This window comes from Streptomyces sp. 3330 (assembly GCF_031456635.1).
Classification (GTDB): domain Bacteria; phylum Actinomycetota; class Actinomycetes; order Streptomycetales; family Streptomycetaceae; genus Streptomyces.
Map to the genome: position 1 here is coordinate 146,796 of NZ_JAVDVA010000008.1, position 24,153 is coordinate 170,948.

A 24,153-nucleotide genomic window follows, 5' to 3' on the forward strand; every position below is an offset into this window, starting at 1 on the left:
CTGACGCCTGCGCTCATCCCCTTCTATCCACCCCTGAACGGGAGTTCGTGATGCCTCGTACGAGCACGACCATCGACAACAGCTACATCGTCATCGACACCGGCATGGCTCAGCCGGACGCGACGACCATCGTGGAACGCAAGGGTCTCGGGCATCCGGACACCCTGGCCGACCATCTCGCCGAGCGGTTGTCCCGCGCCTACAGCCGCTACACCGTTCAGCACTTCGGCGCTGTACTGCACCACAACTTCGACAAGCTCGCCCTCCTCGGTGGAGCCAGCGAGGTGCGGTACGGCGCCGGTCGGATGACGTCGCCGGTGCGGGTCCTGGTCAATGGGAGGGCCGCGCCGTTGTGCGGCGGCGAGCGGATACCGGTCGAGGACATAGTGGAGGCCGAAGTTCGGGCGTTCTTCGCCGAGCGACTGCCCGAGGTCTCGGCCCACCTCGACATCGTCTTCAACATCACCAGCAATTCGAGCCCGGGTGCTGTACTCACCGGCGACGGGGTGCCCGACCGCACCCGCTGGTTCAACCCGCGCTCCGTCGAAGATCTCCGCGAGCGGCGGGTACGGCTCTCCAACGACACGTCCCTCGGCACCGGCTGGGCGCCGGAGAACCCCTTCGAGTCGTTCGTCCGGGAACTGGTGGACCACTTCTCCGGGAAGAGCGAGTTCACGCTCGCCCACGCCTGGTGCGGCTCGGACGTCAAACTCATGGGCTACTGGGACGGAGCCCAGGTCGACATCGTGTTGTGCGTCCCCCAGAAGTCGCGTCACGTCGCCAGCCGGGCGGAGTACGTCCGCAACGCGGAGATGGTCCTCGCCGAGTGCCACCGCCTCGCCGGACTCCGGTTGCCCGGAGCGGAGGCCCGCTTCCGGCTGAATGCCCGCGACGTCCCGGAGAAGGACGAGCTGTACCTGACGTACACCGGCAGCTCGATCGAGTCGGGTGACGAAGGCGTCGTGGGGCGAGGCAACCGGGTCAACGGGCTGATCACACCGCTGCGGCCGATGAACCTGGAGGGCGCCAACGGCAAGAATCCCGTCTACCACGTCGGCAAGCTGTACAACGTTGCCGCGCAGCGACTCGCCACCCGGCTCCATGAGGCGACCGAGGGGCACGCCGAGGTTCACCTGGTGAGCACGACCGGGCAGCGACTCGATCAGCCCTGGCGTGTCCTTGTCCGCCTGTCCTCTCCCGACGTCGAGGTGGACAAGGTGCAGGCCCTGGTCACCGAGGCGCTCGGCGAGTTCCCGGCCCTGACGGACGAGTTGGTTTCCGACGGGATCGTGCTGAGCTGATGGTGCTGCGGACGCTCGGAGAGGTTCCCGCAGGGTGCCGACAGCGGCTACTCGCGCACTACGGGCCGGAAGCCCAGGCGTGGCTGGATGCAGCACCGGCCCTGCTGGAACAGGCCGCCGAATGCTGGCAGTTGTCCCTCGGCGACTATCACGACGCCGGCCACGCCTCGGTGATCGCGACAGCGACCGCCCTTGACGGGCGTCCGCTACTCCTCAAGGCATGGACCGACCCCACCCGGTATCGCCACGAAGTGAGTGCACTGCGGCTGTGGGCTGGCGGACCGACGGCGGACGTCATCGAGGCCGCTGACGACCTGGCGGTGGCCGCCCTGGAGCTGGTGGGAGGGCGCCCTGGTGGCGCCCAGCGGCCAGAGCGCGAGGTTCAGATGGTGGCGGCTGCTCTTCAGGGGCTGCACATCCTCGGCCAGCGCCGAAGGCGACCGAACAGCTTCCTGCTGCTCACCGACCACCTCGGCACGGAGATGCTGCCGCGGATCCGGCGACGGATGGAGACGCTCGACCTCGACGCATGGGATCTCCTCATCGACGCCGCGCTCCCGGCGCTCGCAGGACTGCAGGAAGACCCAGGCAGGACGACTGTCCTGCACGCGGACTTGTATCGGGAGAACGTGCCGTTCGACTGTCTGGGGCACCCTCGCCTACTCGATCCGCTGCCCATGCTGGGCGACGCGGCATTCGACTGGGCCTTCTGGACCGTCTACTACGACCTTGGGCACGCGACCGACGGGCGGCTGGCCGCTGCCGCCCGGATCTCGCGGATCCCCGTTCCCGTACTCGCGCCGTGGTGCAGAGCGCTGGCCCTCGACGGACTCCTCTACTACCTGGAGGCCGGGGACCCGAGAGCACCGCAGATGGCGGAAGTGCTCGCCGGCCTCTCCGCGTCGACCTCGAGGAGGGGCTCGTGACCACCTACGTCCTCCGCCACGGCCAGACGAACTACAGCAAGCGGTACCTTGTCAACGGCGACCCGTCCCAACCCATCCACCTGACTGAGGAGGGTCGGCAATCGCTGAGCCTGGGCTGGTCCACCCTCCCCCTCCACACCGTGAGGACGTGGCTGACCAGCGAGTTCCCTCGTGCCCAGCAGACGGCTTCTCTGCTGATGGGAGTGCCGGCGGCGAAGCTGGTCATCGATCCTCGCCTGAATGAACTCGACTACGGAGAGTTCGAGGGCCGCCCGTTCTTGGAGTACGCGGTCTGGCTTGACGCCCAGGGTCCGAACGAGCGGCCTGCGGGTGGCACCGAGTCCCAGCGCGCCGGCATCCGGAGGATGCTCACCGGATTGCTCGCCACCCTGGAGCGACCCGGACCCCACGTTCTCGTAGGCCACGGCCTTTTGGCCTCCGTGCTCCTCTGGCATCAGAACCGATCTCCGAAGGAGGCCATGCCGCTCTTCTTCCCCGAGGCGCCGTACGTCGAGCCGATCGCCATACCCGACGACGAGCTGCCGGACTGGATCACGGCGCTGATGAGTGATCTCGACAGGGACGTTTCCGGAGGTCGCGCCGACCGCGGTGGCGCGGACATATTCCGGATCGGTGAGGGCTCGGCGGTTGCTACCGTCGATTCCGTATCCCACCAGCCGGATCAAAAGGATCTTCCTCATGCATGATGCCCGCGCCCTAATCGAAATGGGTGCCGAAGCGGTTCGTCGGCTCGCTCGTCGCGGTTACTCCCTGGACCTTTCCGAGCTGGAGTCCCTCCAGTCTCGGCGCAACCAGAACATCCGCTCGGCCGACGAGCTGCGGGCTGAGTCCAAGCGGGTGGCGAGTGAGGTCCAGCAGACGGCCAAGCAGGGCGGCGACATCTCCAAACTGAAGGAGCGCGCCCGCGAGCTCAAGGACCAGATCCGGGACATCGAGGCCGGGCAGGTGCAGGTCGAGAAACAGCTCCGCGACCTCCTCCTCAGCATCCCGAACCTGCCGGACGACGCGGCCCCGGACGGCGACTCCGAAGACTTCGCGGTCGAGATCCGGCGGGTCGGCACTCCGCCGGCCTTCCCGTTCGAGCCTAAGGACCACGTCGACCTCGGTGAGGCCACCGGCATCCTCGACTTCGCTCGGGCGACGAAGCTGTCCGGACCGCGCTTCGCGGTCTCGCGCGGCGCCGGAGCAGCGCTGGAGCGTGCCCTGGCCACACTGTTCCTCGACCTGCACACCCGTCGGCACGGATACGTCGAGCACGCGGTCCCGTTCCTGGTCACCCGCAAGACGATGACCGGCACGGGGCAGCTGCCGAAGTTCGAGGAGGACCTGTTCAAGACCGGCGTCGCCGACCGCGAGCTGTTCCTGATCCCGACGGCCGAGGTGCCGCTGACCAACCTCTACGCGGACGAGATCATCCCTCCGGCTGAGCTGCCTCTGGCGCTCACCGCGCATACGCCGTGCTTCCGGTCCGAGGCCGGGTCGTACGGCCGCGACACCCGGGGCCTGATCCGTCAGCACCAGTTCGCCAAGGTGGAGATCGTCCAGATGGTCGACCCGGCGGACGCGGACGCCACGCTGGAGACGATGGTCGGCCACGCCGAGGCGTGCCTGAAGGAACTCGGCCTCGCCTACCGCGTCGTCAAGCTGGCCGCCGGCGACACCGGCTTCTCCGCCCAGCTCACCTACGACATCGAGGTCTGGATCCCGAGCCAGAACACGTACCGAGAGATCTCCTCGGTCTCCAACTTCGGCACCTTCCAGGCCCGCCGGGCCAACATCCGGACCCGCGGCGAGGACGGCAAGCCCAAGCTCGTCGCCACACTCAACGGCTCCGGCCTCCCCGTCGGCCGCACCCTGGCCGCTCTCCTCGAGCAGTGCCAGCAACAGGACGGCTCCATCGTCCTGCCCGAATCGCTCGTCCCGTACCTCGGCTTCCGCCGTATCTCGGCGGACGGAACACCGGAGGCATAACGTGCTCGTCGGCGTCTGCGACTTCCCTGGTAGCTACGCCTTTCCACCCGCCGGCTACGGCGGGATCGAACGATGGCTGTGGGCGGTCGCCGTAGGCGCCCGAGCCGCAGGCGCCGACGTACACCTCCTCGGGCCGGGCTGGCTCACGGACCTGGAGAACGACTGGGTTCGTCGGCCGGTCCGCCTGGAGGACCTCACCACGGGATCCCTCGCCGAGCGCGATCTCCGCAGCACCGGATACGACCTCCTGGTCGTCGGGCACGAGTACCCGTCGCTGCCAGCCTGGACGCGTACCTGGAACGAGCTGGGCTGCGACGTCGCCACGTTCCAGCACTCGCCCGTCTTCCAGCACGCCGACACAGCCTTCGACGGCAAACAGTCACGGCTCTACTGCTATTCGCCCGAGATGATCGAGCGGTACGCAGACCATCAGCCGATTCCTGAACTCGCTGTACACCTTGGCCTAAACGAGGAGGAGCCGCCTGCCGCCGCGGGGCACGACCTCGTGTGGCTCGGCCGCATAGACGAGGAAAAGGCGCCCCACATCGCCGTCCGAGCCGCCCAGATCCTCGGCCGCCGGATACAGATCGTCGGCCCCGTCTTCGACGAGGCATACGTGCGAAGCCACGAACGCCTCTTCAGCGCAGGTCACGTGAAGTGGGTCGGCGAACTCGGCGGCCCCGCCAAGACGGCAGCCATCCGCGACGCCTCCGTCTTCGTCTACACCTACGCCCGTACGTACGTGGAGGCCGGCGCCGCCGTCTTCGGTGAGTCCCTCCGCGCCGGCACCCCCATGGCCGCGCTCACCTGGCGTGGGGGAACCTGCGCCGAGGCGGCCCTGTGCGATCAGACGGGCGTGATCACGGTGGCCGACCCCGACGAGGACGACGAGACAGCAGCGGAGCTTCTCGCCCTTGCGATCGAGCAGGCCGAGGGCCTCAAGCACACGGAGGTCCAAGAGGTCGGGATGCATCGCTTCGATCCGGCCCGCCACTTCACCGCGATGTCGACTCGGTCATGCTGACGAGCGGTTCCAGAGAGCTCGTACTCGGGCCGTCGGCCCGTTCGGAGGCCCGCTTGCCTGCGGTCCTCCGTCAAGCCCTCGGAGCGCAATGGGAGTTCACCGTCTCCGACGGACGGATCGCGATTGAGCATGCGCACAGAGGATCGCCGTACTGTCCGCCTCGTCAGGCCCCGTCGTGGGAAGAGCTACTGGCAGGGCTCAAGGCGGGCTTCGCGGCCCAGGGCGTCTCGCAGGACGCCTGCCTGCCAATTCGGTGGGGCCGCGAGACCGAGCTGACGATCTCGGCCGTCCAAGCCCTTGACCCCCTCCTCAAGGACGGGCGTCCGCTGACCTACCGCAGCGGCTTCCTGCCCCAGCCTGTTGTCCGTTTCACCGGGCAGCGTGACGCAACGGGCGACCTCCGGGAAGGGTTTCTGACCTCGTTTGTCAACGTCTCCCGCGTCCAGCCGATTCAGTGCATCGACGAGTACGGGGGGATCTTGGACGGCTGGCTCAGCGTGCTGTCGCGACTGGGTTTCCACGCGCGCCACATCAGCATCAACGGCAAGGTGGCAGCATGGCGGCGCCGCCAAGTCGAAGGCATCACTCTTCGCTTCAACCACCTCGATCTGCCTCTCGGCGACATCGTCCTTCTTTGGAATGCCGACAACCCCGCACGCATGGCCGTAGACCTCGGCACCGGGCTGGAACGGCTGGCCTGGGCGAGGACGAGGCTGAGGTGGAGGGAGCTCGTCTTCGGCCAGTTCGCGTCCCTGGCGCCCCCGCCGACCCTGGACGCCGTCCGCACGGCCACTCTCCTCCTTGCACACGGTGTCCGTCCCGCAGCGCGCGGAGCCGGCGGGATCACCCGCCGGGTGATCGGAACGATCGACCCGGGTGCGGCGAGGCTGGGTGTCAGCTCCCTGGTTCGCGCGTCGTATCGCTATTGGCGACTGTTCGGTGAACCGAAGGTCCCATGGCCAGCCGTGACCATGGCGATCGAGGAGGAGCTGGGCATCTGAAGGAAGACCTCCAGTGAGTCGAGTCCGCTTACCGGGGCAAATCTGTCCTTCGCCAGTTGTTCCAATCGAACCGAGTCGTGCCGCATCCGGCGTGCCCAGAACCACGAAACGAATGAGGGCCGACGGCAAGCCGTCGGTCCTCTGGTCAGCTATCCCACAGCACAGCACGCCCTGCAGCTCATCAGCCGCCGAGAGTCCCCATGCACGTCATGCACCGGCTCGTCGCCCGCAGCTGCGCGTTCCCCTCAGTGGCCATGGCTGGGCTGCTTTCGCTGATACGGCCCCAATCTCCGGGGGACGGATCGAGAATCCAACCCCACTTCGGAGGCCGCACCTCGTCTTCTGTCATGTGATCGCAGGCGCCTGGAACGTGCGCCTTACCATTCTGTTTGATCAAGATGGCGTTGCCGGGGAACCGCCGCCACTCCTGTCGAACACACCTTTCCTCCGGGTGCGCCTTGGGCACGCTGCCATCAGGAGGGCAGGCGCACCCCATGCCGATGATGTTGTCGCATCGCTCGCAGCGCACCTCTTTCATGTGACCAAGTGTCCCATCCGAGAGCGTGCAGCTCACGCGTAACGCCATGGCGGCGGTGTCCATTGCGGCGACACCGAGAGATCACCGCGATTCGACTGGGTTGGATGGCAAAGCGGCTGGCTTCGTTGACAACAGACACCAGTTCGCCGGGGGCAGACAGGAAAGATCCTGAAAGGACTGGTGCGCTGCGGCACGGCATGTCAACGTACAACGCCTGCCAGAAGAACTGACGTCCGAGCCCACGGAGGCGCCCCTGCACCCGCACCACCCCAGTGACCCCTCTCGTTCCGACATGCCAGACCCGATGTACTGGGTCACTCCGCGCCACCTTGCCGGTGACGACGGCGCGCTCGCCGAGCGGATCGGCGACACCCTGGCCGGCCTCGGCTGGCGCATGTTGCCCACCTCCCGCCACACCCTGCTGTATGTGAGCCCGGACGGGCTGCGCGGCGCCGAGTGGATCCTCGCGGCCTACCCGTTCGAGCTGGGCGGACTGCCCGTTGCTTGGCAACTGAGTGCCCGCCCGCATGCTGCCTCCGCGATGACGGAGTGGAACGCGTACTTCACTGCCGGCGTCCCGTACGAGGCGCTCGCTGATCTCATTGTCGCGCTCGACGACCGTGAGGTGCCGGACGCTGGCTTCGAAGGGCCCGAGACGGTCCTCAACGCAGTCGGTGCCCAAGGCTGGATCCGTGACGTGGACTGCCCCCACACCACCGCCATGGACCCCGGGTTCTCCGCCACCGTCTCCCTGGGACTGCAGCCGCCGCTTGTCCAGGACGCGGATCCGCACCCAGGCGTGGGCGGAACCCGTTCTCGGCGCCCCATATCTGTGGTGCGCCAGCTTCAGTGCCAGCGTCCCCCATGACCTGGTCGCGGCATTCGCGTCCTCGCTCGCCTCACCGGTCCCGGTGCCCCGCCGCACCGTGCCCAAGAGCGCGGAGGGTCGGCTCAACTTCGTCCGCCGCAGCTGACGATCCGCGCCCTGCAGTGCTTGTTGTGCTGTTCGTCGCCAATTCCCCTGAGTACACGTTCCCCTGTGTCCGTCAGATGACGAGATGGAGACCGCATGTTCCGACGACGTGCTCGCGCAGACCGCGAGTTCCGTGAGGCCCAACGTGAGGCGTTCGCGCTGCTGCAGATGCATGCACACGAGCTTCTGCCATTCGACATCGTCCGTGCCGAGGCGCCGATGTCGACCGGATCGGCCTCGGTGACCATGATGCCGGATTTCCCACCAGCCGACCTGCGGGCGCCGTCCCGACAGGACGTCGAGGGAGCGATGATGCGGTGGATGCAGCCGCTCGTCATCGACCGTGAGATCCGCGCGTGCCCGACGTGCGGCGCGTACCGGGACTGGATCGTCTTCTGCCTTCGCGACGACTCGGTGTGGCTGCGCTGCCGGGCCGGCCACCAGGTGATGGAGCCCCGTCTGGACGCGGCCTGGTACAACCGCAACTCCGGTCCGGTCGATCACTGGCACCCCACCCTTGAGGACGGGTTGCGCCACCTCGGCCACTGACCCCCGAAACCCCACTCCATACCCCTGCATTTCGCCGGCGCCGGAGGCCCGGCTGGTCAGACCGTTCGTTCCGTAGCGATTTTGGGGTTCCGCATGCGCCTTCACACCACGACCGTTCGCAGCCTGAGCGCCCTCGCCGTCCTGGCCCTGGCTGGCTGCACCACAGGCAGTACGCCCGCCGACGATCCGGTCTCCTCCGACTCCGCGCCCACACAGCAGGAGGGCAAGCACTCCCCGGTGCCCGAGCTGTTGTCCTCGGCGGCGCTGAGCAAGCGCCTGTTGGATGAGAGTGATCTTGGCGAGGGTTACATCCGCAAGCCGCAGCAGCCCAGGCCGCAGGACGATGTCGTCGTTTCCGGTTGCCCAGCGTTGGAGAAGCTCGGCGGTGACGCGGCTGTCGGCGACAGCCTCGACTTCCCCCGCAGGGCGAAGGCGTCCTTCACTTATACGGGCGGCAGTGACTCGGAGGTGGCTGAGGAGCTGTACAGCGACTCCGCCGCAAAGCTCTCCAGGGGCGTGAGCCGGATCTTCGACGCAATGATCTCCTGCCCCACGTACCAGGTCTTCGTGGGCAGTACCTCCGTCGACATGGGCACCGAGGAGATGGCCGCGCCGCCTCTCGGCGACGAGCAGTGGAGCCAGCTGCTCACCTATTCCGTCGGCCGGCAGCGCAGCGTTGTCCAGCAGACGGTGATCCGTATCGCCAACGTTCTCGTGGTCGTTTCCGGCTCGCCGGGTGTTGTCGACGCGCACTTGGCGAAGGCCGTTGACAAAGTACAGCGCACACGGTGACTGCAGGGGACACGAAGGGGGTGCGGTGACCGGGATGGTTTCCCGGTCACCGGCCCCCTTCCTCATCTGGGGGTGCGGTCGGTGCCGTCGTCTGTCAGAAGGTGTACGGGGTGAACGGACGGACCGGTTCGGCCGCCGCGTTGACCAGCCGCTGGAGCTTCAACCGCTCGTTCTTGTTCATGATGTCGATGGCCTTGCCGAAGGACTGCTCGTCGAGCTGGTCCAGGAAGGGGGCGAGGAAGCGGTCCAGGACCTCGGGGGCTTCGAGCCAGGTCTGCAGGTACTCGTGATACCGGTCAATCTGCTTCTTCGCCTCTTTGACCTCGTTGATGGTGGGCGCGAGGGCGGCGGCCTGTTCCGCCTTGGTGAAGGGGCCTCCATCGTCGTGGCGCCAGGTCTTGGTGCTGGCGTGGTACTTGAAGTACGCGCCGCACAGCTGAGCGACGACGTGTCGGCGGGGTTCGATGAGGAGGATGCGGGTGCTCCTTGTTGAGGGGTGGGGCGGTGGGGCAACACATAGGGTCCGGAGAATCCCCGGTTTCGGTAACCGGGGATGTGCAGCTACAGTCCGTCGGCTTCGTGCCGGTCCGTGGCTGCGCGTGGTGTCGTTTCTCGTGGCCCGCGCCAGGGGCTCCGGCTCAGCGGGACCGTCCGGCGTGGGATGTAGGCGGCGTGTACGCGCCCGGGAGCCCGGGATCGGTCTGCGGGGCGGTCTGAGCGGGAAGGCGGCGGGCCTGCGCGGCTCGTGCGCCGGGGCCGGGTGCATGCCGGTCGCCGAGGCGTTGGATGCGCCAGACGAGGACCTCGGATGCTGACTTCGCGTCGTCCAAGGGGCGGTGCTGGGCTGCCTGCTGGAGGACGGTGGCCGGGTTGTGGCCAGCGACTTCGGCGGCGGCGAGGGCGGCGGTGAGGGCGGACCAGGCGTTCTCCGTGAGGATCTGTTTGGCGTGGCGGGGCAGGACCTCGTACAGGGCGCGGACGTACCGGTGCACGGTGTTGTCGGAGGGATAGTGCCTGCCGAGTTCAGTGAGGCTGGTGGGGGCTATCTGGTCCTAGGCGGCTTGCAGGTGGGTGAGCGTCTGACGGGCGGCGGCCACCTGCCGGTCGTGGTGGTGCAGTGCGCTGCGGCGCTGGACTGCGAGGACGACGAGGATGGCGGCGTCCAAGAGCATGGCCAGCCCGGTGTGGTCCGCAGGCTGGTAGCGCATGGCCTTGAGCGCGCCCCGCAGTGCGCGGGCGTGCTGGTGGTCGGCGCGGGCGCGGGTGTGGGCGGCGTGTTCGAAGGCGGCAGCCGCACGGTGGAGTTCGGCCTGGAGTCGGACAGGAGCATGGGCGGGTAGCGCGTAGAGGACTTCGCCGAAGACGGTGAGGTGGGCCTGGACGGCGCCGTCGTCGGCGTGGGCGAGGTGGTGGGGGATGCGTTCGGCGGCAGCGGTGGCCACATGCCATGGGCTGGGGCGGTGCTGGCGAGCTGATGAGGCTGCGGTGGGCTGCGCCTCGGTGGCGGTCAGGCGCTGTTGGATCTGGGGGAGGGACAGGTCGGTGGCGAGGCTGGAGCCGGAGAACCAGATGGGCGTGCCGTCGTCGGACAGGGCGACCTTGTAGCCGCCGAGGTCGCCGGAGGGCAGTGTGCGGGTCTCGACGTGAAGGCCGGCATCGGCGAGCAGGTTGAAGAACTCCTCCAGATCCTTCGCGTGGGACAGCGCGGTACGCACGACGTGCCGCAGCCGCTCACGCGCGGTCTTGTCGTGGCCGGCGTCAAGACCTGGCGCTCGACGCTCCACCTGATCTTCGAGGATGCGATCGACGAGGGCCTGATCACCTCGAACCCGGCCGCCAGACGGCGCGGACGTGGCAAGCGCGCCGGACGCTCCCGCGACCGCGGCCCGGAGAAGGTCGTCACCGACCCCCTCGGCACCCTGCTGACCGCGGAGCGAGCCGCCCTGCTCTCCGGCCGCGACGACGAGTTCGTCGCCGTCGTCCTCAAGGGCTACACCGGCATGCGCTGGGGCGAAATCGTCGGCCTGGAGACGGAGTTCGCCCGCTCCGGGGCCGTCCGCGTCGAATGGCAGCTGTACGAACTCGACACCGGCGAGCTGGTTCACTGCCTACCCAAGGACGACAGCTACCGCACCATCGACGTGATGGACTGGCTGTCGGCCCTGGTCGCCAACCACGTCGCCCGCACGAAGCCGAAACCCTGCTCGTGCCACGGCAAGACCTACGTCTTCCGGGGCCAGGGCACGGCCCGCACCGGCGGCCACCACGGCGCAAAGCTCGTCGACGTCGCACGCCGAGCCGAAGTCTCCACCGGCACGGTGTCCAACGTCCTCAACCACCCCGACCGCGTCACCGAAGCCAAGCGGGTCAGGGTGGAACAGGCCATCGCAGACCTGGGATTCGTGCGCGGCGGCGCGGTACCGCAGCACGCAGCCCACTGGCGCCGAAACGGCTTTGCCACCTGGCTGTTCACCCCGGCGGTCTCCGGCTGGTACCCAAAGAAGGCGCCGCAGGAAGCCCGCCCCGTACCTCTCCTCGGCGAGCCGTGGCCCGGCGTCCCAGCCCGGGGGCGTGGCGCCAGCGACCGTGCCGACGCCTGCTGGCTCCCGATCGCCAAGGGCCTTACACCCCACGGCCTCCGCCATACCCACCGGACCGTGATGGAGGACCTCGGCACCGAGAAGGTCCTCATGGACGACCGCATGGGCCACATCGACGGCTCGGTCTCCGCGCGCTACGCCCACGTCACACCCGGAATGCGAAAACGCCTCATGCTTGGACTGACCGAGCAGTGGGAGGCGGCACTCGACACCCGCCTGGCGATGAGCCCCACGTCACCCGTGCGCGTACTCGATGATCTCCTACGTGCGCGCAGGGAATCACGTAAGCCTGCGGAGTCCCAGCGGTGACTGCTGCTGCACCTATGGTGGTCACCACCAGAGGGACAGCCCGTCTCCGGCGACACCTTGCGGGGGCAGCGTCAACCTCGTGGAGGTCACCTCGCTCCGGAGGTTATGGCAAACGCCCGGTGAGAGGGCCAAGGGACCTGGCTCAATAGGCACATGGAGATTGGCGAGCACTGGGCGTACCGCGCGAGGCCGAAGGACCTGGGTAGCGAGGTCCGCCAGGTCGAGGTCATACGCGTGGGCAGCTCCGGCAGGTCTGGCTGGATCCACGTGCGGTTTCTCGAAGGCGATGCCGCTGGCCTGCAGGAGTGGGTCAGTTCCGGCTCTCTCGTAGCGCCGTGGGCGGATGTTGATACGTTCCGCGCGGATGACGCGGCGGAGCTGGTGCTGGCGGAGTCCTCTCGCCACGTCCGGGGCAGCACGGATTTCGAGGCCGCCCGCATGATCCTCGGCTTCGTCCGTCCGAAGAACAGGCTCCGCCTGCGCCGAACAGTGGCCGACGCCGGGGTCCTGGAGCTGAGCCGCCTCGACGAGACGGCACCGCTCATCGGCATCGACGCAGCTGAACTCCGCGGTGACGCCATGGTGCACGAGAACCGCCACGGCATGTGTCTGGCTGGGTGGCCGGTCACCGAGCGCGTCGCCCGCCAAGTGGCCGGCCGTCTCGCCGACGAGATCCTTCCGGAGGTGGACCGCAAGCAGCAGGGCATCGAACAGGAGCGTGCCCAGTCCTCTTGGTACTCCTACAGCCGGCGGGACGACCGGAAGCTGGACGCAGAGGCAGCTGTCTTGCGAACCGTCCGGGCCTGGTGCGGCGAAGACAAGGCCGACCGCTACGACGAGTTGGTCGCCCTTCGCGCCGAGGTCATCAGGCTCGGGGGACTCGTCGAGAAGGCGGTCAAGGCTCTACGCGACCGAGGTCACGGCGTCATCGCTTCCACCATTGAGCGCGACCTTGGCGTCCATATCGCCACCCTTGATCCTGATGTGCGTCGATGACGCCGCGCCATGAGTCCGGCTCCGGCTTGGGAAGCGTTGGCTGAGCCGGAGGCTCCTTCTCCGGCCGGTCCGGCCGCCAGCCGTCGAGGAACGGTCGCAGCTGCTTCTGCGTCGGCTCCACGTTGAAGTCACCGGCGGCCAGACCCCTGCCATTCGTCGTGGGGTCGAGCTGATCGGCCTCTGTGTTCCCCCAAGCCGACCACTCGCGCAGCCTCTCAACTTCGAGGGCGTCCTCCGATGCGGCGGCGACGTCATCCAGCGCAGCACAGAAGGCCCGGATCTCACCGGCGGCCCGCCACTGCTCCAGGGCCGTGCCGAAGTGCTCGGCCCGTACCGCGTGAACCGCCTTGATCGAGGCCGCACTTACCGCGGCCTCCCACTCCCGCCGCTCGCGTTCCTCCCGCTCCGCTGCAAGTCGTCGGCGCTCGGCCTCCTGGTGCTCCCGTTCCTCTCGCAGACGCCGTTGCTCGGCCTCTCGTTCCAGCCGGGCCCGCTCCTGCTCCTCCGCACGTGCTTTCAACGCCCGGAAGATTGAGGCGATCTGCTCCTCCAACGGCTTCTTGGCCGTGTCGGCCCATTCCTTCTTCCAGCCGTAGTTGTAGCTGTAACCCGAGTTCTCGCTGACCAGCAGCTCCAGTTCGCCGGACGGCTCGAACTTGTGGGTCGGCGTGACCCGCTGCCAGTCGTACGTGCGCCGACCTGGTTGCTTGGGGACGTAGCGGACCTGCTTCTGCCGCTCACGGAAGCCGACCTCGTACGTCCTGCCGTGGACAGTGAGCAGCGGCCTCGGCTGCCTGCGCTTCTTGGACACCGCGATCTCGCCGTACCGCGCGAGGGCCTGTTCGGCGAGCAGCCGGAGCAGCGCGAGCACCCTCGGTAGGACCTCGTCGGAGATCTCGAAGGCGCTGTGGTCCTTGGTGACCGCGGCGAGCACGTCCTCGATATCGGTGATCACTCGGCTTCGCGCCAGTCGGATTCGGTTCCACTCGGTGTCGTCCTCGCCAGACACCCTCAGCAGACCGAGGAAGAAGTCCCCCTTCGCCCGCCCGCTGTACTTCAGGTGGTACCCATCCGGAGCGCACTGCCGGGCTGCGTCGAACGCCCTGCGATACCGAGCCCGTTCCTCCGCGCTGGGGTCAGGGATCCGAAGAAATCGTCCGGCCTCCTGCACCTGCGCGATGAGCGCCGGCCCGACAGCTGCTGGCGACGGGCGCGGGGGTTTCACAGCCCGTTTCGGGGCGGGCTTTGTCTCGGCCGGAGGATCGGCATCCTGCGACGGACCAGCGGCAACGGGCGCCCCGGCTTCAGACGCCGCCGCGCGAGGCTTGCGTGGAGCCAACTCCGGACGGTCGGGATGATGCCCGTGCTCCAGGTAGAAGCGTCCCGCGTCAGTGATCTCCGCCTGCCACCTCCCCTTCTTCCTGGGCATGGTCACCAAGCCCCGGTCCCTGAGCGCGCGAGCCGTGACGGCGAGCTCGGGGCTGTTGGACGTGACGGGGTCGGTTCCGCCCCCGATGCGGGTGAGGAGTGCGAGCTGCCGGTCATTTAACGGAGACCAAGGGTGCATGGCGATCGTCGTACCGTCTGTGGTCTCTCCGGCACAAGCCCACGACTCGCTGGAACCGGTGCACACCGAAGCGGCGTGCTGGTGCTCTGGAGCTAAGCGGCGCTTTCCTCCTGAACCACGTCAGCGATCTGCTGCGCGATCTCCTCGATGGAGTAGTCGCTGGTGCTCATCGCCACTTTGTCTGCGAGGGAGGGGCTGTAGCGCCGGACGTCTTCTGCACTCAGGTTGTGCCAGATTGGCAGGAGTGATTGCTCCCCGGCCACATTACGGGTGACGAGTCCGTCGAGTTCGTGGTTGGTCCAACCCTTGGCGAAGAAGGGGGCCGAGAGCACTACGATGCCGAAGCGGCTCGCCCTGATCCCTTCATCGATCTTGCGGCGGAGGCTGTGGCCGATCCGCATCTGGGCTTCGTCGAGCCAGACAGTCACACCCAGCTTGGTAAGCGCGTCTCGAAGGGGGCGGGCAACAGCTCCTTTGTCCTCGGACGCGTGGGAGATGAAGACGTCCCAGGTCTGGCCACCAAGTATGTCGCCAGTAGGCTCCTCCGGTTCATGGACCGCGACGGAGCGGGCCGGACTGCCCTGTGGGTCGCGGGCCGGGGGCAGGAAGCCCCGCGGAGGTGGCTGGACTTGGACAGACGCAGAGATGCGACCGGAATAGCCGCCAAGGTCGATGGCCACGACCCACTGTCCGTTACTGGGGATGGTGATCTGGTGAGGCGAGCGAGTGATGCGACCGCCCAGGTACCGGTATCTCTTCCCCGACTTGTATTTGCTGTACTCGCTGCGCGTCATCACCTGGACGTTGGCTTGGTTGCGCAGGGTGACGATGACCGTGGAACCTCTCTTGAGGTTGCCGAGGTCTTTGTAGAAGTAGTCCACGGGTGCTCCTGGAGATGTGCGGCCGAGCACGTCTCAGAGTAAGGACTGCCACTGACAATCGGAGGCGACGATGTCTGAAGCGGGGTGGAAGCCCACGTCGGCTGGACGCTCGTCTCTCCCCTGGCGCTAGGACTCGGGGAGCCGCCCGGGAGCCGCTCACTGAGGTCGGCTCCCAAATGGCTCCCAAACTGGGCCCACAAAGCAAATCAGGCCCGGTTCTGATCTCTCAGAACCGGGCCTGACCTGGTGTTTCATCTGTCGGGGTGGCGGGATTTGAACCCACGACCTCTTCGTCCCGAACGAAGCGCGCTGCCAAGCTGCGCTACACCCCGATGTCGCTGCTTGTCCTGCTTGTCGCGGCGACGTCGTTTACTTTAGCCCACCGGTGGCCCGAGACGAAATCCGGTTTTGATGCGGTGGCTGATCGGGTTCGGGCGGGCGTGGTCGAGGGCCACGAGGAGGACCGCGAGGGCGTAGAAGGAGAGGCCGAGGAGGAGGGCGTTGGCGAGGGCGTGTCGGTAGCCGTGGGCCTCGACGTCGAAGAAGGGGTAGAGGTAGCGGCCCGGGGTGCCCGTGGGGATCAGCTGGGCGCGAGTGAGGGAGAAGGCCAGGTAGACCACGGGGTAGATCATCCAGGTGGCGGCCCGGCGCAGCCGCATCCGGCCCGGGGGTGTCAGCAGCAGCCAGTCCAGGACGGCGGCTGTCGGCGTCACCGTGTGGACGAGGTGGCCGGCGACCATGTGCCAGCCCGTGGGGGCGGTCGTCGTGCCGGTCACCGAGTAGGGGGCCGCCGCGTTCGTCAGGAGCAGGTGGTAGACGAGGCCCGTGATCGTGACGTAGAGCAGTGCGGCACCCGTCAGGGCGGCGGGGAGGGGTCGGCGGGCCGTCCACGCGCGGCGGGCGGACAGCAGCGTGACCAGAGCGAGCAGGATGTTGCTCTGGATCGCGAAGTGGCTCAGCACGCGCAAGGGGCTGCCGAGCAGGAGGGCGAGCGTCACGCCCGCGGCCGCGGTGGCGGCCAGGAGCAGGCGCAGCACGGCGGCCAGGGGGCGGCGTGCGGGGGCGACCACCGCCGAGGCGGGGACGGAGGAGAGCAGTAGCGCGTGGGTCCGCGGGATCGCGGGCAGATCCGGGATGTCCCTGGGTATCGGCGCGGTCATACCCTCAAGCTAGGCAAGCGGGACAGAACGGGCGATATGGGAGAGCCGTTCGGGGGAACGCCGGGACAGGCCAAGGGCCCACGGGCCGAGAGGGAGGGAGGGGGCGAGGGGACGGGGCGAGGGGAGGGGGTGCCTGGTCGGCCCAGTGGTCCTCACGCTGAGAAGCCCGCCGCCGGCGCCTTCCCGGTCCTCTCCCGTCCGGTCCTCTCCCGCCCGGTCCTCGTGTCCGATTCTGGCCCTTGCTGCTCCCCGCCCTACTCCTTCTCGACCAGCGTCAGCAAGGTCACCTCCGGCGGGCAGGCGAACCGCACCGGGGTGTAGCGGCTCGTTCCGCAGCCCGCGGACACGTGCAGGTAGGACGTACGCCCCTCCGCCGTGTGCGTCGACAGGCCCTTCACGCGCTCCGTGTCCAGGTCGCAGTTGGTGACCAGGGCGCCGTAGAAGGGGATGCATAGCTGGCCGCCGTGCGTGTGGCCGGCCAGGATCAGGGGGTAGTCGTCCGCCGCGTAGGCGTCCAGGACCCGCAGGTACGGCGCGTGCACCACGCCCATCGAGAAGTCGGACGACGGCGACGGGCCGCCGGCCACCCGTGCGTAGCGGTCACGCTTGATGTGCGGGTCGTCCAGGCCCGTGAGCTCGACCGAGACGCCCTCGACCTTCAGCACGCCCCGGGTGTTCGTCAGGTTCAGCCAGCCCGCCGCGTCGAAGCCGTCGCGCAGGTCTTCCCACGGGTTGTGGACCACGTTGACGGCGGGCGCGTTGCCGTTCAGGCCGTGGCGTCCCTGGACCTTCTCGAAGAGATAGCGGGCGGGGTTGCGCAGCGTCGGGCCGTAGTAGTCGTTCGAGCCGAAGACGTACGCGCCCGGGAACTCCATCAGCGGGCCGAGGGCGTCCAGGACCTCGGGCACGCCGTCCGGGTCGGACAGGTTGTCGCCGGTGTTGATCACGAAGTCGGGGCGCAGGCCGGCCAGGGAGCGGAGCCAGCGCTGCTTCTTGCGCTGCCCGCCGACCATGTGGATGTCCGAGACCTGCAACACGCGCAGGGGAGGCATCCCGGCCGGCAGGACGGGGACCGTCACCCGCCGCAGCCGGAAGGAGCGGGCTTCGAAGCCCGCCGCGTACACCAGACCGGCGGCGCCGGCCGCCGCAAGGGACAGAGGTACTCCGTATCGCGCGCGCATACGCCCATCGTGTCAGACGCCGCCAACAGCCCATGCCCCGCCGCCCCTTAAATCGGCGGGCGTACGGCCGCCGACACCTGCGACAATCAACCCCATGACCACGCTCAAGTCGAAGCTGCAGGAAGACCTCAACGCCGCTATCAAGGAGCGCGACGAGCTCCGCTCCTCGACGCTCCGGCTCACGCTCACCGCGATCACCAAGGAGGAGGTCGCGGGCAAGGAGAAGCGCGAGCTCTCCGACGACGAGGTCCTCAAGGTGATCACCAAGGAGGCGAAGAAGCGCCGCGAGGCGGCGGACGCCTTCGCGCAGGGTGGGCGGGCCGAGTCGGCCGAGCGGGAGAAGGCGGAGGGCGAGCTGCTCGCCACCTACCTGCCCAAGCAGCTCAGCGAGGAGGAGCTGAACGACATCGTCGCCCAGGCCGTCGCCGAGGCCAAGGCGGCCGGCGCCGAGGGGCCGCGGGCGATGGGCGCCGTCATGAAGATCGTGAACCCGAAGGTGGCCGGACTGGCCGAGGGCGGCCGCGTCGCCGCGGTCGTCAAGAAGCTGCTCGCGGGCTGACGACGGCCCGGCACCGCCCGTGTGGCCGTCTGACGGCCATGGGCGACGGCCACCGTGGCCTTGGCGGCGACGGTGGCCACTCGCGCCCCCGGTCGTCTGACGGCCGCGGCAGGCCCCCGCCCCCGGCAGGGCCACCGACCGCCAGGGCCACCACCCCGTCCCCGTACGGCACCGCACCGCCCAGCACGGCTCTGCATGACGAACGGCCCCCGCCTCTCCGTACGAGAAGAGTTCCCGTACGAGAAGCGGGGGCCGTTCGTCATGTCGCCGGTCTGCGGGGACCGGGCGGCCGGACCGTGTGCGCGGTGTCAGCCGCGTCCGCCGCCGTTTCCGTTGCCGTTGCTCTGGCCCTGGAAGAAGGTGCCTCCGTCGTTGCCGCCGGTGGAGTTGCCGCCGTTCGTCGTGCCGTTGGTGAGCAGACCGGTGAGGAAGCCGTCGTCGTTCCCGTTGTCGCCGTTGTCGTCCCCGTTGCCACCGTCGTCGTTCTCGTTGCCGCGGTCCTTGTCCGGCGGGTTCGGGATGTTGACGAGGTTGAAGGACGGGGCTTCCTTGCCCTCCAGCGCGCCGGTCATGGCGTCGCGCCAGATCGGGCCCGGGGTGTCGCCGCCGTAGACCTGGGAGTGGTAGACGCCACCGATGGTGATGTTGGTCATCTCGACCTTCTGGGTGGCGCTGCCGACCCAGACGGCGCCCGCGAGGTTCGGGGTGTAGCCGACGAACCAGGCGTTCTTGCGGGAGTCCGTCGTACCCGTCTTACCGGCGTTGGCGCGGCCGGTCAGGCCCGCCTGCTGGCCGGTGCCGGAGTCGGTCACACCGCTGAGCAGCGTGTTGACGGTGTCCGCGGTCTTCTCGCTCATGGCGCGCGAGCAGGTCGACTTCGGCACCTCCAGCGACTTCTTGGTGCCGCCCACGGTCTGGGTGATCGACTCGATCGCGACCGGGGTGCAGTACATGCCCCGGCTGGCGAAGGCCGCGTACGCGCTCGCCATCGTCAGGGGGGACAGGCCGGTGGAGCCGAGGGTCATCGACGAGGGCACCTCGGGGACCTTGTCGCCGTTGCCCTGGACGACGCCCAGCTTGTCGGTCATCTTCACCACGGGGCACATGCCGATGTCGGCGAGCATCTGCACGAAGTAGGTGTTGACCGAGAGCTCCATGGCCTTCTTCAGCTGGTACGGGCCCTTCTCGGACTCGCTCTCGTTCTCCAGCTTGTCGTTGCCCTCGTTGGTCCACGGCTTGCTGCTGCACGTCTGGACGGTGTCCGGGTACGGCATCTCGTACGGCGCCGGGTAGCTCTGGTTGGCCGGGCGGCCCTCCTCCAGCGCGGCCGCGGCCACGAACGGCTTGAAGGTCGAGCCGGTCGGGAAGCCGTAGTTCGAGCCGCCCATGGAGGCGTTGACGGAGTAGTTGTACTCGGTCTCGTTCTTGCCGTAGCCGTACGGCTTCGACTGGCCCATGCCGAGGATCTTGCCGGTGCCGGGCTCGACCAGCGTGGCGGCCGCGGCGACCTTGTCCGACTTGTAGACGTGGTCCTTGAGCGAGTCCTGGACCGACTTCTGGGCCTGCGGCTCGAGCGTCGTCCGGATCGTCAGGCCGCCCTGGTTCCAGACCTTCGCCCGCTCCTCCTTGGTCTTGCCGAAGACCGGGTCGCTGAGGAAGACGCGCTCCACGTACTTGCAGAAGAAGCTCGCGCCCTGGACGGCGGTGATGCAGCCGTTCTTGGGCTGGGTGACCTTCAGGCCCAGCGGGGCCTGCTGCGCCTTGGCGGCCTCGGCCTGGGTGATGTCGCCGACCTCCGCCATGCGCTTCAGGACGACGTTGCGGCGGTTGGTGGCTGTGACGTCGTCCTTGACCGGGTCGTAGAGGGACGGGGACTGGACGATGCCGGCCAGCAGCGCCGCCTGGGGGAGGGTGAGGTCCTTGGCGTGGGTGGAGAAGTAGCGCTGGGCGGCCGCCTCGACGCCGTAGGCCTGCTCACCGAAGAACGTGATGTTCAGGTAGTTCTCGAGGATCTTCTTCTTGCCGAGCTCCTCCTCGACCTGGATCGCGTACTTCAGCTCCTTGATCTTGCGGCCGATGGTCTGCTGGGTGGCCTGGGCGACCTTCGTCGGGTCGTCGCCGGCCTCCTCCACGAAGACGTTCTTCACGTACTGCTGGGTGAGCGTCGAGGCGCCCTGGGAGACCCCGCTGCTCTGCACGTTCTTGTTGAGCGCGCGCAGGACGCCCTTCAGGTCGATCGCCCCGTGCTCGTAGAAGCGCGAGTCCTCGATCGCGACGATCGCCTTCTGCATGTACGGCGAGATGTTCTTGAGATCGACCACCGTGCGGTCCCGCGAGTAGACCGTGGCGATCTGGCCGCCTTCGGCGTCGAGGATCGTGGTGCGCTGGCTCAGCGGGGGCGTCTTGAGGTTGGCCGGGAGTTCGTCGAACGACTCCACCGACCCCTTGGCGGCGAGGCCCAGCGCGCCGAAGGCGGGCAGGGCGATACCGGCCAGCACGGCTCCCGCGAGCACACTGACACCGAGGAACTTGGCGGCCTGCTGCGTTGGCGACAGACCACCGCCCGAGCGCTTCTTTGGCATGAGGGCAGCCTACGTTCTCATTCGCCGGACACGCGTCAATGCCTTGGCCTAAGCTGCTCTCAACTGTCACAGCAGCAGGACTACGTATCAATACGTCCGACGACCCCGAATCGTTCCGGAGGTTCCCCGGCTTTCTGGTGGGGACGTGTCCGAATCCGCCTTGTGTGTCACCAGGCGTCCGTTGTGACTCAACTGAACTGTCCCGGTTGCCGGGAAAGTCGCATATGTCGCGGGCTCACTCCCCCGGGTGATCTGCCGCTTACGCATAGTCCGTTCGGGCCATTCAAGATTGGGCCCGAAGGGGGTGTTGCGCTGTGCCCACCTTCCGTAACGTCCTCAACTGGCGGCGGTGAATATGCCGCTGCCGCCGTGGGGGAGCCTCGATTCGGGAGAGGACGGCGCCGGTATGGGCTGGGTAACCGACTGGAGTGCGCAGGCTGCCTGCCGCACTACCGATCCGGATGAACTGTTCGTTCAGGGAGCAGCGCAGAACAGGGCCAAGGCGGTGTGCACCGGATGTCCGGTACGCACCGAATGCCTGGCCGACGCGCTCGACAACCGCGTCGAGTTCGGCGTGTGGGGAGGCATGACCGAGCGCGAGCGCCGCGCACTGCTGCGCAGGCGTCCGACTGTGACCTCCTGGCGCCGCCTCCTGGAGACGGCGCGTTCGGAGTACGAGCGTGGGGCCGGCATCCTGCCGCTCGACGACGACCAGATCTACGAGAACTACGCGGCGGTGGGCTGAGGAGAACCCTCGGCTCAGGCGTCGGCAGCCTCGGGCAGCTCCGGCCGGTTGGTCGCGAGCCGGTTCCCGATGTCCCGCAGCCCCGTGAGGTCGTGTACATCGCCGGGCAGCGCGGCCACTTCGGACACCGCCACCTCGGGGTGCAGTGCGGTGAAGCGGTCTCGCGTGCGCTGCTCGCGGGAGAGCAGGTGCATGCGTTCCGCGTGCAGCCTCAGCAGGCCTGCGGTGAGGTCGTCCACGGTCCGGTCCGCGTCCGTGCCGGTGTTCGCGTCGGCGGTCGCTGTCCGGTCCGTGTCGGTGGCCGTGGGCCGGTTCGCGCCGGTGGGGGCGTCGCGCTCCGGATCGGCTGCGGGAGATTCTGAACTGCCGTACGTGTCGGGAGAGTTACGAAGACCAGCTTTCCCGCCGTCCTGATCCACAATGCGGGGCTCTTCAAGATTTTCCGCCGCGCGGGCATGGGACAGGTCGAGGTTCTCCGCAGCGGCGAGCGCCCGCTCCGCGGACAGCTGCGCGGCGCCGCTGCCGTGCACGCGGTTCAGCACCAGGCCGGCCAGCGGCATGTCCTCGGCGGCCAGCCGCTCGACGAAGTACGCGGCCTCCCGCAGCGCGTCCCGCTCGGGAGCCGCCACCACAAGGAACGCCGTGCCGGGCGCCTGGAGCAGCTTGTACGTGGCGTCCGCGCGCGTGCGGAAGCCGCCGAACATCGAGTCCATCGCCGCGACGAACGTCTGCACGTCCTTCAGCAACTGCCCGCCGAGCACCTTGCCGAGCGCGCCGGTCATCATCGACATCCCGACGTTCAGGAACTTCATTCCCGCGCGGCCGCCGACCTTGGCGGGCGCGAGCAGGACGCGGATGAGTTTGCCGTCCAAGAACGACCCGAGCCGCTTCGGCGCGTCCAGGAAGTCCAGCGCCGAGCGGGACGGCGGTGTGTCGACGACGATCAGGTCCCACTCGTCCCGCGCGCGCAGCTGGCCCAGCTTCTCCATCGCCATGTACTCCTGCGTGCCCGCGAAGCCCGCCGAGAGCGACTGGTAGAACGGGTTGCCCAGGATCGCGGCCGCCCGGTCGCCGTCCGCGTGCGCCTCGACGATCTCGTCGAAGGTGCGCTTCATGTCGAGCATCATGGCGTGCAGCTCGCCGTCCCCCTCGACGCCCTTGACGCGACGCGGGGTGTTGTCCAGCGAGTCGATGCCCATGGACTGGGCGAGCCGGCGGGCCGGGTCGATGGTGAGGACCACCACCTTGCGGCCCCGCTCGGCCGCCCTGAGCCCGAGCGCCGCCGCGGTGGTCGTCTTGCCGACGCCGCCGGAGCCGCAGCACACCACGATGCGGGTCGCCGGGTCGTCGAGCAGCGGATCGAGGTCCAGCACGGGCGCGGGGGAGAGACGGCGCCGGGTGCTTCCCTGGTCGTCGGCCTGGTCCGGACTCATGCGATTCCCTGCTTCCGCAGTTCGTTGGCGAGCTGGTACAGCCCCGCGAGGTCCATGCCCTCGGCGAGCAACGGCAGTTCGTGCAGCGGCAGATCGAGCTCGCCGAGGACCGCGCGCTGCTCGTGCTCCAGCGCGTACCGCTCGGCGTACTCCTCGGCCTGCTGGAGGAGCGGATCCACCAGCCGCTCGGCGTGCCCCCCGCGCCGCGCCCCGCCGAGCCCGGCGGCGGACAGTGACCGGGCGACGGAAGAACGGGTCACGGCCCGCAAGAGTTCCAGCCCGGTCTCGTCCAGCACCTCGGGGCGCACCATGTTGACGATGACCCGCCCCACCGGCAGCTTCGCCGCCCGAAGCTCGGCGATGCCGTCGGCGGTCTCCTGGACGGGCATCTCCTCGAGCAGCGTCACCAGGTGCACGGCCGTCTCCGGCGACTTCAGCACGCGCATCACGGCCTGTGCCTGATTGTGTATCGGGCCGATCCGGGCCAGCCCGGCGACCTCGTCGTTGACGTTCAGGAAGCGGGTGATGCGTCCCGTGGGCGGGGCGTCCATGACGACGTAGTCGTACACGAACCGCCCGTTCTTGTCCTTGCGCCGTACCGCCTCGCACGCCTTGCCGGTGAGGAGGACGTCCCTCAGACCGGGCGCGATGGTGGTGGCGAAGTCGATGGCGCCGAGCTTCTTCAGAGCCCGTCCGGCGCCTCCGAGTTTGTAGAACATCTGGAGGTAGTCCAGAAGGGCCAGTTCGGGGTCGATGGCCAGTGCGTACACCTCACCGCCCCCCGAGGCGACGGCGATCTTGCGTTCCTCATAGGGCAACGCCTGTGTCTCGAAGAGCTGTGCGATGCCCTGCCGGCCCTCCACCTCGACGAGAAGCGTCCGCTTCCCCGCCGTGGCGAGGGCCAGCGCGAGGGCGGCGGCGACCGTCGTCTTGCCGGTCCCGCCCTTGCCGCTGACGACCTGAAGCCTGCTCACGTCTTCGAGCGTAACCATTCGACGCCCGAGGCAATCGGGAGGCTGTGGACAAGGGGGGGCGATATCGGCC

The 24,153-nt window shown here is 68.3% G+C and carries 21 protein-coding genes, 1 tRNA gene and 2 pseudogenes; 14 read left to right on the forward strand and 10 right to left on the reverse strand.

The genetic code is table 11. The features are described 5' to 3' along the window. The first annotated feature begins 50 nt into the window (after positions 1 to 50). The 10 genes and pseudogenes from J2X68_RS16015 (at position 51) to J2X68_RS16060 (ending at position 9,589) form a co-directional block, all read left to right on the forward strand. Entirely contained in the window at positions 51 to 1,301 is a 1,251-nt protein-coding gene (locus J2X68_RS16015; RefSeq protein WP_128802542.1) for a methionine adenosyltransferase, read from the forward strand. After that, entirely contained in the window at positions 1,301 to 2,227 is a 927-nt protein-coding gene (locus tag J2X68_RS16020; protein WP_310433211.1) for a phosphotransferase, read from the forward strand. The genes J2X68_RS16015 and J2X68_RS16020 overlap by 1 nt, the downstream gene beginning before the upstream one ends. Beyond that, positions 2,224 to 2,934 (forward strand): histidine phosphatase family protein, encoded by a 711-nt coding sequence (locus J2X68_RS16025; protein WP_310433212.1) that lies wholly within the window; start codon positions 2,224 to 2,226, stop codon positions 2,932 to 2,934. The genes J2X68_RS16020 and J2X68_RS16025 overlap by 4 nt, the downstream gene beginning before the upstream one ends. After that, the gene (serS, locus tag J2X68_RS16030) at positions 2,927 to 4,219 is read left to right on the forward strand and encodes a serine--tRNA ligase (protein ID WP_310433213.1); all 1,293 of its coding nucleotides are present in this window, start codon (positions 2,927 to 2,929) and stop codon (positions 4,217 to 4,219) included. Before J2X68_RS16025 ends, serS begins: the two co-directional genes overlap by 8 nt. Before the next feature lies 1 nt (position 4,220). Beyond that, entirely contained in the window at positions 4,221 to 5,243 is a 1,023-nt protein-coding gene (locus J2X68_RS16035; RefSeq protein ID WP_310433214.1) for a glycosyltransferase, read from the forward strand. A 53-nt stretch (positions 5,244 to 5,296) separates the two neighbouring features. Beyond that, on the forward strand, positions 5,297 to 6,244 hold the full coding sequence (locus J2X68_RS16040) for a hypothetical protein (protein WP_310433215.1): 948 nt from the start codon (positions 5,297 to 5,299) through the stop codon (positions 6,242 to 6,244). A gap of 842 nt (positions 6,245 to 7,086) precedes the next feature. Then, positions 7,087 to 7,756 (forward strand): annotated as a pseudogene (locus J2X68_RS16045) (DUF317 domain-containing protein). Between the two features lie 95 nt (positions 7,757 to 7,851). Then, positions 7,852 to 8,304 (forward strand): hypothetical protein, encoded by a 453-nt coding sequence (locus tag J2X68_RS16050; protein ID WP_310433216.1) that lies wholly within the window; start codon positions 7,852 to 7,854, stop codon positions 8,302 to 8,304. Positions 8,305 to 8,397: 93 nt separating this feature from the next. Beyond that, a complete protein-coding gene (locus J2X68_RS16055; RefSeq protein WP_310433217.1) occupies positions 8,398 to 9,096 on the forward strand; it encodes a hypothetical protein in 699 nt (232 codons plus the stop codon). 25 nt (positions 9,097 to 9,121) lie between these two features. Further along, a complete protein-coding gene (locus J2X68_RS16060) occupies positions 9,122 to 9,589 on the forward strand; it encodes a hypothetical protein (RefSeq protein WP_310433218.1) in 468 nt (155 codons plus the stop codon). A 145-nt stretch (positions 9,590 to 9,734) separates the two neighbouring features. Here J2X68_RS16060 and J2X68_RS16065 read toward each other — a convergent pair whose 3' ends face one another. Together J2X68_RS16065 and J2X68_RS16070 are read right to left on the reverse strand one after the other, a co-directional pair. Continuing rightward, positions 9,735 to 10,088, reverse strand: coding sequence for a hypothetical protein (locus tag J2X68_RS16065; protein WP_310433219.1), 354 nt, complete (start codon positions 10,086 to 10,088; stop codon positions 9,735 to 9,737). Between the two features lie 60 nt (positions 10,089 to 10,148). Continuing rightward, positions 10,149 to 10,880, reverse strand: coding sequence for a hypothetical protein (locus J2X68_RS16070; RefSeq protein WP_310433220.1), 732 nt, complete (start codon positions 10,878 to 10,880; stop codon positions 10,149 to 10,151). Between J2X68_RS16070 and J2X68_RS16075 the strand changes: the two are divergent. Continuing rightward, positions 10,848 to 12,005: pseudogene (locus tag J2X68_RS16075) on the forward strand (LacI family DNA-binding transcriptional regulator); the annotation flags it as partial. The gene J2X68_RS16070 and the pseudogene J2X68_RS16075 overlap by 33 nt on opposite strands. A gap of 153 nt (positions 12,006 to 12,158) precedes the next feature. Beyond that, positions 12,159 to 13,001, forward strand: coding sequence for a PE-PGRS family protein (locus tag J2X68_RS16080; RefSeq protein ID WP_310433221.1), 843 nt, complete (start codon positions 12,159 to 12,161; stop codon positions 12,999 to 13,001). On the opposite strand, the gene J2X68_RS16085 is transcribed toward J2X68_RS16080, so the two are convergent. From J2X68_RS16085 to J2X68_RS16105, 5 genes are all read right to left on the reverse strand, one after another. Further along, the gene (locus tag J2X68_RS16085) at positions 12,931 to 13,956 is read right to left on the reverse strand and encodes a hypothetical protein (RefSeq protein WP_310433222.1); all 1,026 of its coding nucleotides are present in this window, start codon (positions 13,954 to 13,956) and stop codon (positions 12,931 to 12,933) included. The genes J2X68_RS16080 and J2X68_RS16085 overlap by 71 nt on opposite strands. A 704-nt stretch (positions 13,957 to 14,660) precedes the next feature. Continuing rightward, entirely contained in the window at positions 14,661 to 15,449 is a 789-nt protein-coding gene (locus J2X68_RS16090) for a DUF1883 domain-containing protein (protein ID WP_310433223.1), read from the reverse strand. A 258-nt stretch (positions 15,450 to 15,707) separates the two neighbouring features. Further along, positions 15,708 to 15,781 (reverse strand) — tRNA-Pro (locus tag J2X68_RS16095). Positions 15,782 to 15,823: 42 nt separating this feature from the next. Further along, a complete protein-coding gene (locus tag J2X68_RS16100; RefSeq protein ID WP_310433224.1) occupies positions 15,824 to 16,609 on the reverse strand; it encodes a Pr6Pr family membrane protein in 786 nt (261 codons plus the stop codon). A gap of 254 nt (positions 16,610 to 16,863) precedes the next feature. Continuing rightward, on the reverse strand, positions 16,864 to 17,790 hold the full coding sequence (locus J2X68_RS16105; protein ID WP_310433225.1) for a metallophosphoesterase: 927 nt from the start codon (positions 17,788 to 17,790) through the stop codon (positions 16,864 to 16,866). A 94-nt stretch (positions 17,791 to 17,884) separates the two neighbouring features. Between J2X68_RS16105 and J2X68_RS16110 the strand changes: the two genes are divergently transcribed. Further along, the gene (locus tag J2X68_RS16110; protein ID WP_057601204.1) at positions 17,885 to 18,349 is read left to right on the forward strand and encodes a GatB/YqeY domain-containing protein; all 465 of its coding nucleotides are present in this window, start codon (positions 17,885 to 17,887) and stop codon (positions 18,347 to 18,349) included. Positions 18,350 to 18,657: 308 nt separating this feature from the next. Here the strand turns inward: J2X68_RS16110 and J2X68_RS16115 are convergent, their stop codons facing one another. Beyond that, positions 18,658 to 20,931 (reverse strand): transglycosylase domain-containing protein, encoded by a 2,274-nt coding sequence (locus tag J2X68_RS16115; protein ID WP_310433226.1) that lies wholly within the window; start codon positions 20,929 to 20,931, stop codon positions 18,658 to 18,660. A 406-nt stretch (positions 20,932 to 21,337) separates the two neighbouring features. On the opposite strand from J2X68_RS16115, the gene wblA reads away from it, so the two are divergent. Beyond that, positions 21,338 to 21,676: a transcriptional regulator WblA gene (wblA, locus tag J2X68_RS16120; protein ID WP_062651442.1), complete on the forward strand. Its 339-nt coding sequence runs from the start codon at positions 21,338 to 21,340 to the stop codon at positions 21,674 to 21,676. A gap of 14 nt (positions 21,677 to 21,690) precedes the next feature. Here the strand turns inward: wblA and J2X68_RS16125 are convergent, their stop codons facing one another. Both J2X68_RS16125 and J2X68_RS16130 read right to left on the reverse strand, forming a co-directional pair. Beyond that, positions 21,691 to 23,109, reverse strand: coding sequence for an ArsA family ATPase (locus tag J2X68_RS16125; protein ID WP_310433227.1), 1,419 nt, complete (start codon positions 23,107 to 23,109; stop codon positions 21,691 to 21,693). Next, positions 23,106 to 24,083, reverse strand: a complete 978-nt coding sequence (locus tag J2X68_RS16130; RefSeq protein WP_310433228.1) for an ArsA-related P-loop ATPase — start codon at positions 24,081 to 24,083, stop codon at positions 23,106 to 23,108. Before J2X68_RS16130 ends, J2X68_RS16125 begins: the two co-directional genes overlap by 4 nt. Positions 24,084 to 24,153 lie beyond the last annotated feature (70 nt).